At 65.3% G+C, this 14,577-nt stretch carries 15 protein-coding genes; 6 read left to right on the top strand and 9 right to left on the bottom strand.

Features of this window, described 5'->3' with window-relative positions:
• Positions 1 to 33: 33 nt before the first annotated feature.
• Positions 34 to 1,299 (bottom strand): cardiolipin synthase, encoded by a 1,266-nt coding sequence (gene cls, locus KY496_RS16690; protein ID WP_005664746.1) that lies wholly within the window; start codon positions 1,297 to 1,299, stop codon positions 34 to 36.
• Between the two features lie 82 nt (positions 1,300 to 1,381).
• Positions 1,382 to 1,651 (bottom strand): GlsB/YeaQ/YmgE family stress response membrane protein, encoded by a 270-nt coding sequence (locus KY496_RS16685; protein ID WP_005664749.1) that lies wholly within the window; start codon positions 1,649 to 1,651, stop codon positions 1,382 to 1,384.
• A 301-nt stretch (positions 1,652 to 1,952) separates the two neighbouring features.
• On the opposite strand from KY496_RS16685, the gene KY496_RS16680 reads away from it, so the two are divergent.
• On the top strand, positions 1,953 to 3,275 hold the full coding sequence (locus KY496_RS16680; RefSeq protein ID WP_005664751.1) for a hypothetical protein: 1,323 nt from the start codon (positions 1,953 to 1,955) through the stop codon (positions 3,273 to 3,275).
• 146 nt (positions 3,276 to 3,421) lie between these two features.
• On the opposite strand, the gene KY496_RS16675 is transcribed toward KY496_RS16680, so the two are convergent.
• From KY496_RS16675 to KY496_RS16665, 3 genes are read right to left on the bottom strand one after another with little or no spacing between them, the layout of a single operon-like run.
• The gene (locus KY496_RS16675) at positions 3,422 to 3,991 is read right to left on the bottom strand and encodes a YceI family protein (protein WP_219861631.1); all 570 of its coding nucleotides are present in this window, start codon (positions 3,989 to 3,991) and stop codon (positions 3,422 to 3,424) included.
• 36 nt (positions 3,992 to 4,027) lie between these two features.
• Entirely contained in the window at positions 4,028 to 4,582 is a 555-nt protein-coding gene (locus KY496_RS16670; protein ID WP_219861630.1) for a YceI family protein, read from the bottom strand.
• On the bottom strand, positions 4,579 to 5,127 hold the full coding sequence (locus KY496_RS16665; protein WP_219861628.1) for a cytochrome b: 549 nt from the start codon (positions 5,125 to 5,127) through the stop codon (positions 4,579 to 4,581). Before KY496_RS16665 ends, KY496_RS16670 begins: the two co-directional genes overlap by 4 nt.
• 188 nt (positions 5,128 to 5,315) lie before the next feature.
• Here KY496_RS16665 and KY496_RS16660 point away from each other — a divergent pair, with 188 nt between their 5' ends.
• Positions 5,316 to 7,235, top strand: a complete 1,920-nt coding sequence (locus tag KY496_RS16660) for a TonB-dependent receptor plug domain-containing protein (RefSeq protein WP_370662491.1) — start codon at positions 5,316 to 5,318, stop codon at positions 7,233 to 7,235.
• A gap of 38 nt (positions 7,236 to 7,273) precedes the next feature.
• On the opposite strand, the gene purB is transcribed toward KY496_RS16660, so the two are convergent.
• Positions 7,274 to 8,665 carry an adenylosuccinate lyase gene (purB, locus tag KY496_RS16655; protein ID WP_219861626.1) on the bottom strand — a complete coding sequence of 464 codons (1,392 nt, stop codon included), beginning with the start codon at positions 8,663 to 8,665 and terminating at the stop codon, positions 7,274 to 7,276.
• Between the two features lie 157 nt (positions 8,666 to 8,822).
• On the opposite strand from purB, the gene KY496_RS16650 reads away from it, so the two are divergent.
• Positions 8,823 to 9,437, top strand: coding sequence for a glutathione S-transferase C-terminal domain-containing protein (locus KY496_RS16650; RefSeq protein WP_005664763.1), 615 nt, complete (start codon positions 8,823 to 8,825; stop codon positions 9,435 to 9,437).
• 14 nt (positions 9,438 to 9,451) lie between these two features.
• Positions 9,452 to 10,378 carry a PfkB family carbohydrate kinase gene (locus KY496_RS16645; protein WP_229520298.1) on the top strand — a complete coding sequence of 309 codons (927 nt, stop codon included), beginning with the start codon at positions 9,452 to 9,454 and terminating at the stop codon, positions 10,376 to 10,378.
• 91 nt (positions 10,379 to 10,469) lie between these two features.
• Here KY496_RS16645 and bfr read toward each other — a convergent pair whose 3' ends face one another.
• The 3 genes from bfr to KY496_RS16630 all read right to left on the bottom strand — a co-directional run bounded on the left by bfr (position 10,470) and on the right by KY496_RS16630 (position 12,192).
• Positions 10,470 to 10,940 carry a bacterioferritin gene (gene bfr / locus KY496_RS16640; RefSeq protein WP_071361177.1) on the bottom strand — a complete coding sequence of 157 codons (471 nt, stop codon included), beginning with the start codon at positions 10,938 to 10,940 and terminating at the stop codon, positions 10,470 to 10,472.
• A 226-nt stretch (positions 10,941 to 11,166) separates the two neighbouring features.
• Complete coding sequence (locus KY496_RS16635; protein WP_219861623.1) at positions 11,167 to 11,793, bottom strand: response regulator transcription factor; 627 nt, start codon at positions 11,791 to 11,793, stop codon at positions 11,167 to 11,169.
• Positions 11,794 to 11,982: 189 nt separating this feature from the next.
• Complete coding sequence (locus tag KY496_RS16630; protein ID WP_005664770.1) at positions 11,983 to 12,192, bottom strand: (2Fe-2S)-binding protein; 210 nt, start codon at positions 12,190 to 12,192, stop codon at positions 11,983 to 11,985.
• Positions 12,193 to 12,427: 235 nt separating this feature from the next.
• Between KY496_RS16630 and KY496_RS16625 the strand changes: the two genes are divergently transcribed.
• On the top strand, positions 12,428 to 12,691 hold the full coding sequence (locus KY496_RS16625) for a FeoA family protein (protein ID WP_040775774.1): 264 nt from the start codon (positions 12,428 to 12,430) through the stop codon (positions 12,689 to 12,691).
• Positions 12,692 to 12,695: 4 nt separating this feature from the next.
• Positions 12,696 to 14,576 carry a ferrous iron transporter B gene (locus KY496_RS16620; protein WP_219861621.1) on the top strand — a complete coding sequence of 627 codons (1,881 nt, stop codon included), beginning with the start codon at positions 12,696 to 12,698 and terminating at the stop codon, positions 14,574 to 14,576.
• Position 14,577 lies beyond the last annotated feature (1 nt).

Raw genomic sequence — 14,577 nt, 5'->3', positions numbered from 1 at the left:
AAATTCCGTTTTAGCCTCGTTTCGCCGTGTTTACTACAGCTGCTTGTCGATCAGCGACACCGCCCAGGTGCTCATGCGCTGCCACCACGGGCGCTGTGCGAACTTGTGTTCGGTCACCGGCGTGGCGCGCGCCCAGTCCTGTTCGTAGATCTCGCTCATCTGCGCCGCGAAGCCTTCGTCCAGCACGTTCAGGTTGGCCTCGTCGTTGATGCTGAACGAGCGGTTGTCGAAATTGGTCGAACCGACAGATACCAGCAGTTTGTCGACGATCAGCGTCTTGACGTGGTACATGGTCGGCTTGTATTCCGAGATCTGCACGCCGGCGTCGAGCAGCTCGGGCCAGCGGTCGCGCGAGGCGGCTTTCACCAGGTCGGAATCGATGATCGGGCCCGGCGTGATCAGGCGCACCCGCACGCCGCGTTTCGCGGCCGCGATCAGGGTGCGGATGGTCAGGTCGTCCGGCACGAAGTAGGCCGCCGACAGGTCGATCGTCTCGCGCGCGGCGGTGATCGACATCAGGTACATCAGGTGCATGCTCTCGCTGCCGCCGGTCGGCGAGCTCGAGAACATCTGGGCCGGCATCGTGCCTTTCGGCTCCAGGGCCGGGAAGTAGTCGGGACCATCGAGCACCATGCCGGTAGCCTTGGTCCAGTTGTCGTTGAACACCGCCTGGATCTGGCCAACCACCGGGCCTTCGATCCTGAAGTGGCTGTCGCGCCAGTGATTCTCGTCTTCTGCATTGCCGCGCCACTGGTCGGCAATGCCGACCCCGCCGGTAAAACCGATCTTGCCGTCGATGACCAGCAGCTTGCGGTGGGTGCGGTTGTTCATGCGCGCCAGCTTCCACCAGACCGGCTTGTGATAGCGCTGCACGCGCACGCCGGCCTTCTTCATGTCATCCACCAGCGCATTGTCCATCTTCATGCTGCCCATGAAGTCGAGCATGACATGGACCTTCACGCCGGCGCGGGCGCGCTCGGACAGCGCCTCGGAAAATTCCTTGCCGATCGATTCCGACCAGTAGATATAGGTTTCCAGGTTGATCGACTTTTCCGCCTGGCGGATCGCGGCCAGCATGGCGGGGAAGATCTGGTCCCCATTGATCAAGGCCTCGACCTTGTTTCCTTCAAGTATAGGGGGACCGAGCAGCACACCCATCGAGCGGCGAAATTGCGGGTCGTGGGTGTCGTACTGCCGTGTCAGTTGCCGCTCGATCTGTTTCTCGCTCGGCATGAAATTCAGCGCCAGCACACCGAGCACCAGCGTGGCGGCGATCGTGATCAACACTGTCCAGAACATTTTTGGGCTCATCAATAAAACCACGAAGGAAAAAAAACCAACGCGCGTGGCGTTGGTTTTTAGGAGCGGTGTTTCGCACTCATTAACGAACGCGACCGCGACGCAGCAGATTCACGATGGCCAGCAGGATGACCGCGCCCAGGAACGAGACCAGGAGCGAAGCGACACTGAAGTCGTCCGAGTTGATGGTGCCGGTGCCGAACAGCGGCGACAGCAGCCAGCCGCCCAGGAAGGCGCCAACGATACCTACGACAACGTTAAGAATGATGCCTTGCTCTGCGTCGGTTTTCATGACCATGCTGGCAAGCCAGCCCAGGATGCCGCCGACGACGATCCAGATGATGAATAACATGGTTGCTTCCTCCTCAAGTAAAAAGACATACCCCCAGGCCCAACAATTGCCGTGACCATGGGAAAAAGTCTAGAGATGCTCCCCCATCAGGTCGGTGCGGCAACTCACGTTAGATAGCGTTTTTGCATCGCTGTTCATGCACCGGTCCGTTGTCGGCCAGGCTCCACCGGGGAATGCGGCGGGTCAGCGCGCAAGCGTGCGTGAACGAACAGAGCCATAAAGACGAGCGGCATAAGGTGGATGTCCCTGGCAGCGCCGCTTCACAGCGCCTGGCCACCCCAACTACCAGAAAGGATTCGTCATGAGCAGCTACGACACCACTCGTCAGAACCAGAACCAGCGCATGGTCACGGGCCTGTTCCCGGACCGCGCCAGCGCCGAGCGCGCCTATGGCACCGTGTCCGATCGCGGCTATACCCGCGACGACGTCAACCTGATGATGTCCGACACCACCCGCCAGACCCACTTCGCCGATAAGGATACGGAACTGGGCAGCAAGGCGGCCGAAGGCGCCGGCATCGGCGCCGGTATCGGCGGCACCATCGGCGCCGTGCTGGCCGGTATCGCAGCGGTCGGCACCACCCTGGTGCTGCCGGGCCTGGGCGTGGTCGTCGCCGGTCCATTGGCGGCGGCCCTGGCCGGCGCCGGCGCGGGCGGCATCACGGGCGGCCTGATCGGCGCGCTGATCGGCGCCGGCATCCCCGAAGAACGCGCCAAGCACTATGAAGAAGGCATCAAGAACGGCGGCATCGTGATGGGCGTGCATACCCGCTCCGACGAAGACGCGGCCCACATCCAGGAATCGTGGACCAAGCAGGGCGGCTCGCACGTGATCGGCGCCGGCCTGGGCATCGCGGGCGGTGCGGCGCTGGGCGCCACGGTCGGCACCGTGGCCGGTCCGATCGGCACCGTGACCGGCGCCGTGGTCGGCGGCGTGGCGGGCGGCATCGCCGGCAAGGGCGTGGGCGAAGTGGTCAATCCGAAGGCCGGCGACGATCTCGCCGAACACCACCTGGCCAAGGGCGTGGGCGCCGGCACCGGTGCAGCCGCCGGTGCGGCGGTCGGCGCCGTGGGTGGCCCGATCGGAATGGCGGCGGGCGCCGTGGTCGGCGGCCTGGCTGGCGGCGCGGCCGGCCGTGGCGCCGGCGAGGTCGTCAATCCGAAGGCCACCGACGAACTGCATGACCACAACCTGGCGCAGGGCGTGGGCGCCGGTGGCGGCGCCACCGCGGGCGCGATCATCGGCGCCGCGGCCGGCCCGCTGGGCGTGGCGGCGGGCGCGGCGATCGGCGGCCTGGCGGGCGGCGCGGCCGGCAAGGGCGTCGGCCACATGGTCAATCCGCACGAGGAAAACGAGTACTGGCGCACCCAGTACCAGACCCAGCCTTATTACTCGCCGGGCTACACCTACGACGACTACGCGCCGGCCTATGCGCTGGGCTACAACAGCTATGGCAAGTACGATGGCGGCTATGACGCCAACGAAAGCCACCTGGCCGGCGAGTGGGAACGCTCGAAGGGCAACTCGCGGCTGAAGTGGGAGCAGGCCAAGTCGGCCACCCGCGCCGGCTGGCACCGCGTCGAGCGCGCGATTCCGGGCGATTTCGACCGCGACGGGCGTTAATTGCCTCGGTAAGAAGCACCGCTAGAAGCACGTCGTCCCCGCGCAGGCGGGGACCTAAGTTTGCAAGCGTATCGACGACGCATGCAGCACTTGGGTCCCCGCCTTCGCGGGGACGACGTTGTTTACAGCTAGCGTTTACCTAATGATCAGCGCTTGACGGCTTCGACCTGGATCGCCAGCTTCACTTCCGGCGAGAAGTTCGGCAGGCCGAAGCTGATGCCGAAGTCGTCGCGCTTGAAGGTGCCCACCACGTCGGCGCCGCAGGCTTCCTTCTTGAGCATCGGGTGCATGATGCACTTGAACTTGTTGATCTGCAGGATCAGCGGCTTGGTCACGCCGTGCAGGGTCAGCTCGCCGTCGACCGAGGTCGGCACGTCGCCGGTGTACTTGATCGACTTCGACTTGAAGGTCGCGGTCGGGTATTTGGCGGCGTCGAAGATGTCCGGCTTCTTGGCGTGCTCGTTCATCTTTTCGTGGCCGAAGTCGATGCTGTTGATGTCGACGGTGATGTCCAGCGAGCCGGTCTTGGCTTCGCGGTCGAGGGTCACGCTGCCGCTCGACTTGTTGAACTTGCCGCGCCATACCGACAGGCCCATGTGGTCGGCTTCGAAGCTCGGATAGGTGTGGTTCGGTTCGATGTCATAGGTGACCGGCGCGGCGAAGGCGGTGCTGGCGGCGAGGGCGGCGGCGGCCGCGATCAGGTGCTTGATCTTCATGTGGTGATGTCCCTTTGATAGGTGTGGTGGTGAAGTTTAAGGCGCCGCGGTGACGCGGAACTTGATGACGACTTCATCGGCGACCATGCTCGTGTCCTTCCACTCGCCTTCGCCGATGTTGAAGGCCAGCCGCTTGATCGGCAGTTGTCCTTCGAATACCTGTTTGCCGCCTTCGGCCTTGACCGCCAGCGGGAAAGTGACGTCCGCGGTCTTGCCCTTCAGGGTCAGCTTGCCCGACACGTTCAGCTTGCCGGCGCCGCTTGGCACGATGCTGGTGGACACGAAGCTGGCCTTCGGGAATTGCGCCGAATTGAACCATTCCTTCTTGGCGACTTCCTTGTTGTACATCGGGTCGCCGATGTCGAAGCTGGCGGTATTGATCTCGACGTTCGCCTTCGAGGCGGCCGGCTTGGCCGCGTCGTAGTCGATGGCGGCGCTGAAGCTGCGGAACGGCGCTTCCACCGGCACGTTCATCTGCTTGAACACGGCCGAGACGCTGCTCTTGGCCGCATCGGTCTTCAGTGGGACGGCGGCGGCGATCGCGCTGGCGCCGACCAGGGTCGCCACCAGCAGGGCCTTGAATGGTTTCATCGTTTTTCCTTCGGGGTAGGGATGGGGAGCATGCGCTGCATCACGCCGTCGCGGTCGACCAGCAGGTGCTTGAACGCGGCCAGCACGTGCAGGGCGACCAGGCCGGCCAGCAGCATATTGAGCCAGTAGTGCACGCCGCGCAGCACGGCGCGCAGCTCGGGATCGGGCCCGATCAGCACCGGCAGCGGGATTTCGCCGAAATACACCACCGGGAAGCCGGCCGCCAGGCTGAAGAAGTACCCCGACAGCGGCACCGCGAACATCAGCACGTACAGCAGGACGTGCAGGCCGTGGGCGGCGCCGCGCTGCCATGCAGGCATCTGGTCGGCGTATTGCGGCGGATGGTTGAACAGGCGCCACAGGAGGCGCAGCGCGGCCAGGCCGAGCACGGTGACGCCGGCCCATTTATGCCAGTTGGTGTAGCGGATCTTGGCCATGCTGATGCCCTGGATGTCGGTCATGACCAGGCCGAGCGTGAACGTGCCGATGATGGCGATGGCGATCAGCCAGTGCAGCACGATTGCGGGCATCGTATAGCGGCGCATGTTTGTATTCAGGTAACTAGTACGAGTTAGAACTAACCAACTATAGCAAAAAAGCGATCACCCGTGCTGCCGGGCTTGAATTTCTGTCGCAAACACTAGCACGGACTTGTAAATCATGCACCATTCGGCTCGACCGAATGTAAAATCCGGTCATGAGCGCGTTTATTACTTATTGCTGCCGGAACCTTGTGTTGGCCACGGGCACAGCCGCCTGCCTGGCATTGCCCGCCACGGCGGCGCCTGGCGGGCAGATGCAAGACCTGGCCGACCTGTCGATCGAGGAGCTGGCCAATATCCAGGTCACCTCGGTCTCGAAGCGGCCCGAGCGCCTGCAGGATGCGGCGGCGGCCGTGTTCGTGATCACGGCCGACGACATCCGCCGCTCCGGCGCCGATTCGCTGCCCGAGGCGCTGCGCCTGGCGCCCAATCTGCACGTGGCGCGCATCAACGGCTATGCCTATTCCATCAGTGCGCGCGGGCTCAACAGCGGCGGCAGCGCGGTGTCGAACAAGCTGCTGGTGCTGATCGACGGCCGCTCGGTGTACACGCCGCTGTTCTCGGGCGTGTTCTGGGACGCGCAGGACGTGCTGCTCGAAGACGTCGAGCGCATCGAGGTGGTCAGCGGGCCGGGCGGGGTGCTGTGGGGCCTGAACGCGGTCAACGGCGTCATCAACATCACCACCCGCTCCGCGCGCGATACGCAGGGCGCAATGGTGGCGGCGCACGGCGCCAACGACGGCGACGCCGGCGCCGCCTTCCGCCAGGGCGGCGCCAGCGGGGACGGCGTCGCCTGGCGCGCCTTCGGCAAGTTCACGCGCCGCGCCGACGGCGATGGCGTCGGCGGGAGCATCGACGACGGCTATCGCCGCGCCATGGCCGGCGTGCGCGCCGACTGGGAGCGGGGCGCCGACCGCTTCACGGTGCTGGGCAATGTCTACCAGGGCCGGCTCGACCAGCCGGCGCCGGGCGAGATCGCCACCCCGGGCGGACCGAACCGCTTCGGCCGGGTGCATTCGGATGGCGCCAACCTCACGGCGCGCTGGCAGCGGGTGCTGGACGATGGCGGCAGCGTCGACGTGCAGGCCTATCTCGACCACACGCTGCGCGAGGCGCCGCCCTTGTTCGCCGAGCGCCTCACCACCGCCGACCTGCAGTTCCAGCACACGCTGCCGGCGCACGGCCGCCATGGCGTCGTCTGGGGCGCCAACTACCGGCATTCGCGCGACCGGGTCGACAACAGCCCCTACGTCGCTTTCTTGCCGGGGCGCACCACCCAACGCTGGGGCAGCCTGTTCGTGCAGGACGAGATCCTGCTACGCGACGACTGGCGCCTGGTGCTGGGCGGGCGGGCCGAGTACAACCATTACACGGGCACCGAGTTCCTGCCCAGCGCGCGGCTGTCATGGCGGCTGTCGCCCCAGCATGCGCTGTGGGCGGCCCTGGCGCGCACGGTGCGCGCGCCGTCGCGCCTGGACGTCGACGCCTGGGTGCCCGGCCAGCCGCCCTACATCCTGCAGGGCGGGTCGCGGGTGCGCAGCGAAGTGGCGCGCGTGATCGAGCTCGGCTACCGCGGCCAGCCGACGCCGGCGCTGTCGTATTCGGTCACGCTGTTCCACCACGACTACGAGCACTTGCGCACGCAAGAATTCGACCCGACCCGCACTTACCTGGTGTTCGCCAGCCTGATGGAAGGCTATGGCACTGGCGTGGAAGCCTGGGGCAGCTGGCAGGCCATGCCGCGCTGGCGCCTGTCGGCCGGCTGGACGGCGCTGCACCAGCGCCTGTACACCAAGCCGGAAAGCAACGACATTGGCAGCGTGCTGGAGGCGCGGCGCGACCCCACGTACACCCTGCAACTGCGTTCGAGCTACAACATCGACGATGCGCGCGAGATCGACGTCAGCCTGCGCCGGGTGGCCGAGCTGGCGGCGGTCGGCGTGCCTGCGTATACGGCGCTGGACGCGCGCTTCGGCTGGCGCCTGCGGCCGGGCCTGGCGCTGTCGGTGTATGGCGAAAACCTGAATGGCGGGCACGCCGAGTTCGGCACGGCGATGTACCGCGCGCAGTTCGAGCGCCGGGTGGGCGTGAAGCTGAGGTGGGATTACTGAGGCGATGCCGCCGGAGCGGCGGCATCGCATGATACGGCTTAGATGTCGGCCGCCAGCTTCGCCGCCAGGCCGGTGTAGTTCGCCGGCGTCATCGCCAGCATCAGGTCCTTGGCTTCCTGCGGCACGGCCAGGGTCTCGATGAACTCGCGCAGCGCGTCGCGGGTGATGCCCTTGCCGCGGGTGAGTTCCTTCAGCTGCTCGTAGGGGTTGGCGATGCCGTAGCGGCGCATCACGGTCTGCACCGGCTCGGCCAGCACTTCCCAGTTCGCGTCCAGGTCCTGCTCCAGGCGGGCGGCGTTCACCTCCAGCTTGTTCAGGCCGCGCAGGCAGCTGTCGTAGGCCAGCAGGGCGTAGCCGAAGCCGACGCCGATATTGCGCAGCACCGTCGAATCGGTCAGGTCGCGCTGCATGCGCGAGACCGGCAGCTTGTCGGCCATGTGGCGCAGCACCGAATTGGCCAGGCCCAGGTTGCCTTCCGAGTTCTCGAAGTCGATCGGGTTGACCTTGTGCGGCATGGTCGACGAACCGATCTCGCCCGCCTTCAGTTTCTGCTTGAAGTAGCCCAGCGAGACGTAGGTCCAGATGTCGCGGTTCAGGTCGAGCAGGATGGTGTTGGTGCGCGCGATGGCGTCGAACATCTCGGCCATGTAGTCGTGCGGCTCGATCTGGATGGTGTACGGATTGAAGGTCAGGCCCAGGCGCTGTTCGATCACGTTCTTCGAGAAGGCCGGCCAGTCGAATTCGGGATAGGCCGACAGGTGCGCGTTGTAGTTGCCGACCGCGCCATTCATCTTGCCCAGGATTTCGACGTCGGCGATGCGCTTGACCGCGCGCTGCAGGCGCGCGACCACGTTGGCGAATTCCTTGCCGAGCGTCGTCGGGCTGGCGGTCTGGCCATGGGTGCGCGACAGCATCGGCAGCGCCGCGTTGGCGTGGGCGATCTCGGTCAGTTTCGCGATGATGGCCTGCAGGGCCGGCAGCAGCACGCTGTCGCGCGCGCTTTTCAGCATCATGCCGTGCGAGGTGTTGTTGATGTCTTCCGAGGTGCAGGCGAAGTGGATGAACTCGCTGGCCGCGACCAGTTCAGGCACGTCCTTGACCTGCTCCTTGAGCCAGTATTCGACCGCCTTGACGTCATGGTTGGTGACCGCCTCGATTTCCTTGATGCGCGCGGCATCCTTTTCGCCGAACTCGGAGGCCATCTTGTCGAGGTGAGCGATCGCTTCGCTTGAAAACGGCTTGATCTCGGCAAAGCCAGCCTGCGACAGTGCCTGCAGCCACGCGATCTCGACCTTCACGCGGTGGTGCATGAAACCCGTTTCCGACAGGATCGGGCGCAGCTTGTCGGTTTTCGAAGCGTAACGGCCGTCGAGCGGGGACAGGGCCGACAATGTCGGGGAAACTGCGGGGGACAGGGCGGTAGAGGTCATGGCGGGCGGTCCGGTCAAAAACGCGGATTTTACCACCGGACGGGCGGCGAGCCCTTGCGCATGCCGCGGTGCGGGAGTGTGTTGGGGCGGCGACAGCGCAGGTTTTGCGGCAGGGCCCGATGCTATACTGGGCTTCGATTCCCAACTGCGACCTCCCATGAAACTCATCGGTTCTGTCACCAGCCCCTACGTCCGCAAGGTCCGTGTCGTGATGGCGGATAAAAAGCTCGACTATTCCTTCATCCAGGAGAACGTCTGGGCCGCCGACACCACCATCCAGCAGACGAATCCGCTGGGCAAGGTTCCATGCCTGGTGATGGAAGACGGCAGCACCCTGTACGACTCGCGCGTGATCGCCGAATACCTCGACACGCTCACTCCGGTCTGCAAGCTGCTGCCGCCGAACGGGCGCGACCGGGCCGAGGTCAAGGTCTGGGAAGCCCTGGCCGACGGCGTGCTCGATGCGGCCGTGCTGGTGCGCCTGGAAACCACCCTGCGCCCCGAAGCCCAGCAAAGCCCCGAATGGATAGCCCGCCAGTGGGGCAAGGTGCACGCCGGCCTGCGCGTGATGTCCGAGCGCCTCGGCGAGTCGGCTTTCAGCGCCGGCAACCACTATTCGCTGGCCGACGTCGCCGTCGGCTGCGCCCTGGGCTGGATCGCCTTCCGCTTCCCCGACATCGACTGGCGCGGCGACTACCCGAACCTGGCCCGCCTGTTCGACAAGCTGTCCGAGCGCCAGTCGTTCAAGGACACCGTCCCCTTCCTCGCATGAGCGGCACGCCGGGCATGTCCACCGCCGTGGTGTTCGGCGAAGCGCTGGTCGACGATTTTCAGGCCGAGCAGGTCGTCGGCGGGGCGCCGTTCAACGTGGCGCGCCACCTGGCCGCCTTCATGGCGCCGGTGCTCAGCATCACCCGCATCGGCGACGACAAGAGCGGCCAGCTGGTGCGCGCCGAGTTCGAGCGCTTCGCCATGAGCGAGGCCGGGCTGCAGATCGACCCGCTGGAAGAAACCGGCCGCGTGCTGGTCGAGCGCGGCCCGCGCGGCCACCGTTTTACCATCCTGCCGAACCAGGCCTACGACTTCATCGACCGCGCCGCGGCCGTGGCGAGTGCCGAAGGCGTCACCCCGGGTATCGTCTATTTCGGCATGCTGGCCCAGCGCAACGAGGTGTCGCGCGGCGCGCTGGAAGCCGTACTGGATGGCGCCGCCGGCACGGCTGTGCGCTTCCTCGACCTGAACCTGCGCGACGGCCAGTACGACGAGCGCGGCGTCACCCGCTCGCTGCAGGCGGCGAACATCGTCAAGGTCAACGAAGAAGAATTGCAGGCGCTGTTCGGCTGGTACTTCCAGATCAAGCCCGACGATCCGCCGCTGGCGGCCGGCGAGGTGCATGCCTCGTGCCAGGCATTGCTCAAGATGTTCTCGCTCGACGCCCTGATCGTCACCCTGGGTCACCGCGGCTCGGTGTACTTCGACAGCGAGGGCCGGGTCCTGACCCAGCGCGACCATCCCGCGCCGCCGTTCGTGATCGATACGGTGGGGGCGGGCGACGCCTTCGCGGCGATCTTCCTGCTGGGACGGATGCGTGGCTGGCCGCTGGAAACCGCCTTGTCGCGCGCGAACGAATTCGCCGGCGCGATCTGCGCGATTCCCGGCGCGGTGCCGAGGGATATGGGGTTCTACGACAAGTGGATGACGCGCTGGCGCTGAAGACCGGGCTGGAGGGCGCGCAATGCAGCGCCAATGCAAAAGGGCCGGCGCAAGCCGGCCCTCGGTTGATCACGACGCGATCAAGGCGTGATCACGACGCGATCTGGCTCTGCAGGTAATTCTGGATGCCGACCTTGACGATCAAGTCGAGCTGGGTTTCCAGCCACTCGATGTGCTCTTCGGTGTCTTCCAGGATCATCAGGAACAGGTCGCGCGACACGTAGTCGGCGGCCGCTTCACAGGCGGCGATGCCTTCCTTGACGGTCACTTGCGCGGCGCGTTCCAGCTTCAGGTCGCATTCCAGCATTTCCTGGGTCGATTCGCCGATCAGGAGCTTGTGCAGCGCCTGCAGGTTCGGCAGGCCGTCCAGCATCAGGATGCGGTCGATCAGCTTGTCGGCGTGCTTCATTTCGCCGATCGATTCTTCGTATTCTTTCTTGCCCAGTTTTTCCAGGCCCCAATGGCGGTACATGCGCGCGTGCAGGAAATACTGATTAACTGCGGTGAGTTCGTTGGTCAGCTGTGCGTTCAGCAGACGGATGACGTTTTGATCGCCTTTCATTTGGAGTGCCCCTGATGATTTTGAATGGGCTCCATGATAGCAAACAAGCCGCCACGATATGCCCTCAAAAGAGAGAAATTTCGCGAAAAAAGCGCATTAAATCGAAGAAAAAGCCACGAAATACGCCGTAATAGAAACCGTTCTCACTCCATGTTGAAAACGCTTCTCGCTACCGCGAAAATGAAAATGAAAGCGCTTCTCATTTCATCGTGCGCATCTGTTTTTATCATCCCTCATCCATTAAAAAACCATTAATCGTTGCTTGGCATGATTCGCCCTTCCATGGTTCGCCGCGGTACGCCCGTCGATTGCGGCCGGCGTCATCCGTATTCCCGCGTCCATGTCGCCGATGCCTCCACGTCCCAGGTTTCTTTTCCACACACCCACCCGGCGTCTCTTCGCCATCGGCACAGGCACGGCGGCGGCGCGCTGCTGGCGCGCTTCGACGCCACCCTGCCGCGTCTTGATGGGCGGCGTGGAGCGCGAGGTGCGGGTGGAGGTCGATCCGGCGGCGATGGCGGCGCTGGGCGTCACCGTGACCGACCTGTCGCGGGCCCTGGCCGCCGTCTCGCGCGACGCCTGGGTGGCTGCGCGCGATGATGTGGCCGGGCCGCTCCATGAAGGCGAGCAGGGTGCGGTAGTCGCAGGCGCTCAAGGTCACCGGCTGGCCGTCGCAGGTGACGGCCTGGCGTGCCACGTCCCGCACCACGTTGCGGCAGGCGAGCGTCGGCACCGTCTTGCCTACGCTGCGCCGGGTCACGGCGCGCATGCGCGCCCACAGCTCGCTGAATTCGACGGGTTTCACCAGGTAGTCGTCGGCGCCGGCATCCAGGCCGGCGATGCGCTCGGACATCTGGGCACGCGTTCGCGGATGGCGGCGGCCAGCATGGCGTCGTCCTCGACGAGCAGGATGTTCATGGGGCGTACCCGGGAGTCGTTGACCGGCCAGTATAGCGGCCGCGATGAACGACTTTTTAAGCGCAGGCCGCGGACGAAAGAAGCCCCGCGACGTGGCGGGGCAGGAGAGAGGAGATCCGGAAATTCAGGCCGCTTGCGGGATGCGGCGCACTTCGGTGATCGTGGTCTTGCTGTCGATGTGCTCGTGCAGGACTTCACGCGCATAGCTGACGCACTTGCCGCACATGGTGCCGACGCCCAGTTCCTTGCGCAGTTCTGCGATGGAGGAGATGCCCAGGTCGGCCGCCTGGCGGATTTCACGGTCGGAGATGTTGTTGCAGACACAGACGATCATCGAAACTACCCTTGCTGTTTATGCTACAAAAATGCGAATCATTCTCATTTGCGTTGCTATTTTCTGTAAACTCGGCCGCGAAATCAAGCGAATTCTGCGTGCCGTGTGCACTATTTTTGAGCTTTTCGATCTGGCAATGACAAGCTGCAAATAGAAATAATTCGCATTTAGAGCTATGATGTCGGCATTATTCCTGTCGCTGTCTCATAAGCGCAACAACCATCTGGAAGCTGCCATGACCCTAGCCCCCACCCTGTCCACCCTCGACTCGCTGAAAGCGGGCCAGAGTGCCACCGTAGTCCAGCTGGCGCCGCATGCGCAGGGCGGCGTCGACATTCAGCGCCGCCTGATGGAGCTGGGCTTCGTGCCGGGCGAGCGCATCCGCGTGCTCAAGCGGGTGCTGGGCGGTCCGCTGGCGGTCAAGGTCGGCGAGTCGACCTTCGCGCTGCGCCGCTTCGAAGCGGCGCTCGTCTCGATCAATTCGATCAAGGCGGACTGAGCGCATGGGAGTGATGGAACAACAAGTGGCTGCCCGCACCCCGCTGGTCGCACTGCTCGGCAACCCCAACTGCGGCAAGACCGCGCTCTTCAACCGTCTCACCGGCTCGCGCCAGAAGGTCGCGAACTACGCCGGCGTCACCATCGAGCGCAAGGAAGGCAGCTTCAAGTCGCCGACCGGTCGGGCGTTCCGCGTGCTCGACCTGCCGGGCGCCTACAGCCTGAATGCGCAGACGCCGGACGAAGGCATCACGCGTGACGTGGTGGCCGGCCTGCGCGCGGGAGAACAGCCGCCGGACGCGGTGCTGTGCGTGGTCAATGCGACCAATCTGCGCCTGAACCTGCGCCTGGTGCTGGAGCTCAAGCGTCTCGGCCTGCCGATGGTGCTGACCCTGAACATGGTCGACGTCGCCAAAAAGCGCGGCATCGAGATCGACACCGCGAAGCTGTCGCAGGAACTGGGCATGCCGGTGGTGGAGACCGTCGCCATCCAGTCGGGCGGCGAACAGGCCCTGCTGGCCGAGCTGGATCGCATGCGTTTCGACGCGCCGGTCAAGGCCAATCCGCTGTCGGCGATCGACGCGGTGCCGGTCGAGGAGACCCAGCGCGAGGTGCGCCGCATCCTGGCCGCCGCCGTCTCCACCGCGAAGGACACCGGCAACCTGACCGAGAAGATCGACAACGTCGTGATGCATCCGATCGCGGGTCCGGTCATCCTGGCCGCGCTGATGTTCCTGATCTTCCAGGCCGTGTTCAGCTGGGCCGGCACGCCGATGGACATGATCGAGGCCGGCGTCGGCGCCCTGGGCGGATTCGTCGGCGACCTGCTCGGCGAAGGCATCCTGCACAGCCTGATCGTGGACGGCATCATCGCCGGCGTCGGCAGCGTGCTGGTGTTCCTGCCGCAGATCCTGATCCTGTTCTTCTTCATCCTGCTGCTCGAAGACGTGGGCTACCTGCCGCGCGCGGCCTTCCTGCTGGACCGCATCATGGGCAGCGTCGGCCTGTCGGGGCGCGCCTTCCTGCCGCTGCTGTCCTCGTTCGCCTGCGCGATCCCCGGCGTGATGGCCGCGCGCACGATCCAGAATCCGCGCGACCGCCTGGTGACGATCATGATCGCGCCCCTGATGACATGCTCGGCGCGCCTGCCGGTGTATGCGCTGCTGATCGCGGCCTTCATCCCCGACCAGACCGTGGCCGGCATCCTCAACCTGCAGGGCCTGGTGCTGTTCATCCTGTACATGGCCGGCATCCTGTCGGCGATGGGCGTGGCCTGGTTCATGAAGCGCCGCAGCACCTACAAGCAGCACGCGCTGATGCTCGAACTGCCGGCCTACCACTGGCCGCAGCTGAGCGCCCTGGCCTCGGGCCTGTGGGAACGCACCAAGATCTTCCTGATGCGGGTCGGCACGCTGATCCTGACCATGATGGTCCTGCTCTGGCTGCTGTCGAGCTTCCCGGGCGCGCCGGAAGGCGCGGCCGAGCCGCCGATCTACTACAGCGTGGCCGGCATGATCGGCCGCGCGCTGGAAGTGATCCTGGCGCCGATCGGCTTCAACTGGCAGATCGCGATCGCCCTGGTGCCGGGCATGGCCGCGCGCGAAGTGGCGGTCGGCGCGCTGGGCACCGTGTACGCGCTGTCGGGCGGCGACGAAGTCGGCGACACGCTGGCGCCGCTGATCGCGCAATCGTGGTCGCTGGCCACCGGCCTGGCGCTGCTGGCCTGGTACGTCTACGCGCCGCACTGCCTGCCGACCCTGGCCACCGTGGCCCGCGAAACCGGCAGCCGCAAGTACGCCTGGATCATGGCCGGCTACATGTTCGGCCTGGCCTACGTGGCGGCCTTCATCGTCTACCGCGTCACCCTCGCCATCACTGGAGCCTGAT

This window comes from Massilia sp. NP310 (genome assembly GCF_019443485.1).
Classification (GTDB): Bacteria; Pseudomonadota; Gammaproteobacteria; order Burkholderiales; family Burkholderiaceae_D; genus Telluria; species Telluria timonae.
This window is presented reverse-complemented; position numbering and strand designations above follow the sequence as displayed.

What these genes read in the sequence shown, in the direction of transcription:
- KY496_RS16670 (WP_219861630.1), bottom strand. Translation starts at nt 4,582, where the DNA reads ATGAAACCATTCAAGGCCCTGCTGGTGGCGACCCTGGTCGGCGCCAGC.
- KY496_RS16630 (WP_005664770.1), bottom strand. Translation starts at nt 12,192, where the DNA reads ATGATCGTCTGTGTCTGCAACAACATCTCCGACCGTGAAATCCGCCAG.
- KY496_RS16680 (WP_005664751.1), top strand. Translation starts at nt 1,953, where the DNA reads ATGAGCAGCTACGACACCACTCGTCAGAACCAGAACCAGCGCATGGTC.
- bfr (WP_071361177.1), bottom strand. Translation starts at nt 10,940, where the DNA reads ATGAAAGGCGATCAAAACGTCATCCGTCTGCTGAACGCACAGCTGACC.
- purB (WP_219861626.1), bottom strand. Translation starts at nt 8,665, where the DNA reads ATGACCTCTACCGCCCTGTCCCCCGCAGTTTCCCCGACATTGTCGGCC.
- cls (WP_005664746.1), bottom strand. Translation starts at nt 1,299, where the DNA reads ATGTTCTGGACAGTGTTGATCACGATCGCCGCCACGCTGGTGCTCGGT.
- KY496_RS16625 (WP_040775774.1), top strand. Translation starts at nt 12,428, where the DNA reads ATGACCCTAGCCCCCACCCTGTCCACCCTCGACTCGCTGAAAGCGGGC.
- KY496_RS16645 (WP_229520298.1), top strand. Translation starts at nt 9,452, where the DNA reads ATGTCCACCGCCGTGGTGTTCGGCGAAGCGCTGGTCGACGATTTTCAG.
- KY496_RS16685 (WP_005664749.1), bottom strand. Translation starts at nt 1,651, where the DNA reads ATGTTATTCATCATCTGGATCGTCGTCGGCGGCATCCTGGGCTGGCTT.
- KY496_RS16675 (WP_219861631.1), bottom strand. Translation starts at nt 3,991, where the DNA reads ATGAAGATCAAGCACCTGATCGCGGCCGCCGCCGCCCTCGCCGCCAGC.
- KY496_RS16620 (WP_219861621.1), top strand. Translation starts at nt 12,696, where the DNA reads ATGGGAGTGATGGAACAACAAGTGGCTGCCCGCACCCCGCTGGTCGCA.
- KY496_RS16635 (WP_219861623.1), bottom strand. Translation starts at nt 11,793, where the DNA reads ATGTCCGAGCGCATCGCCGGCCTGGATGCCGGCGCCGACGACTACCTG.
- KY496_RS16650 (WP_005664763.1), top strand. Translation starts at nt 8,823, where the DNA reads ATGAAACTCATCGGTTCTGTCACCAGCCCCTACGTCCGCAAGGTCCGT.
- KY496_RS16665 (WP_219861628.1), bottom strand. Translation starts at nt 5,127, where the DNA reads ATGCGCCGCTATACGATGCCCGCAATCGTGCTGCACTGGCTGATCGCC.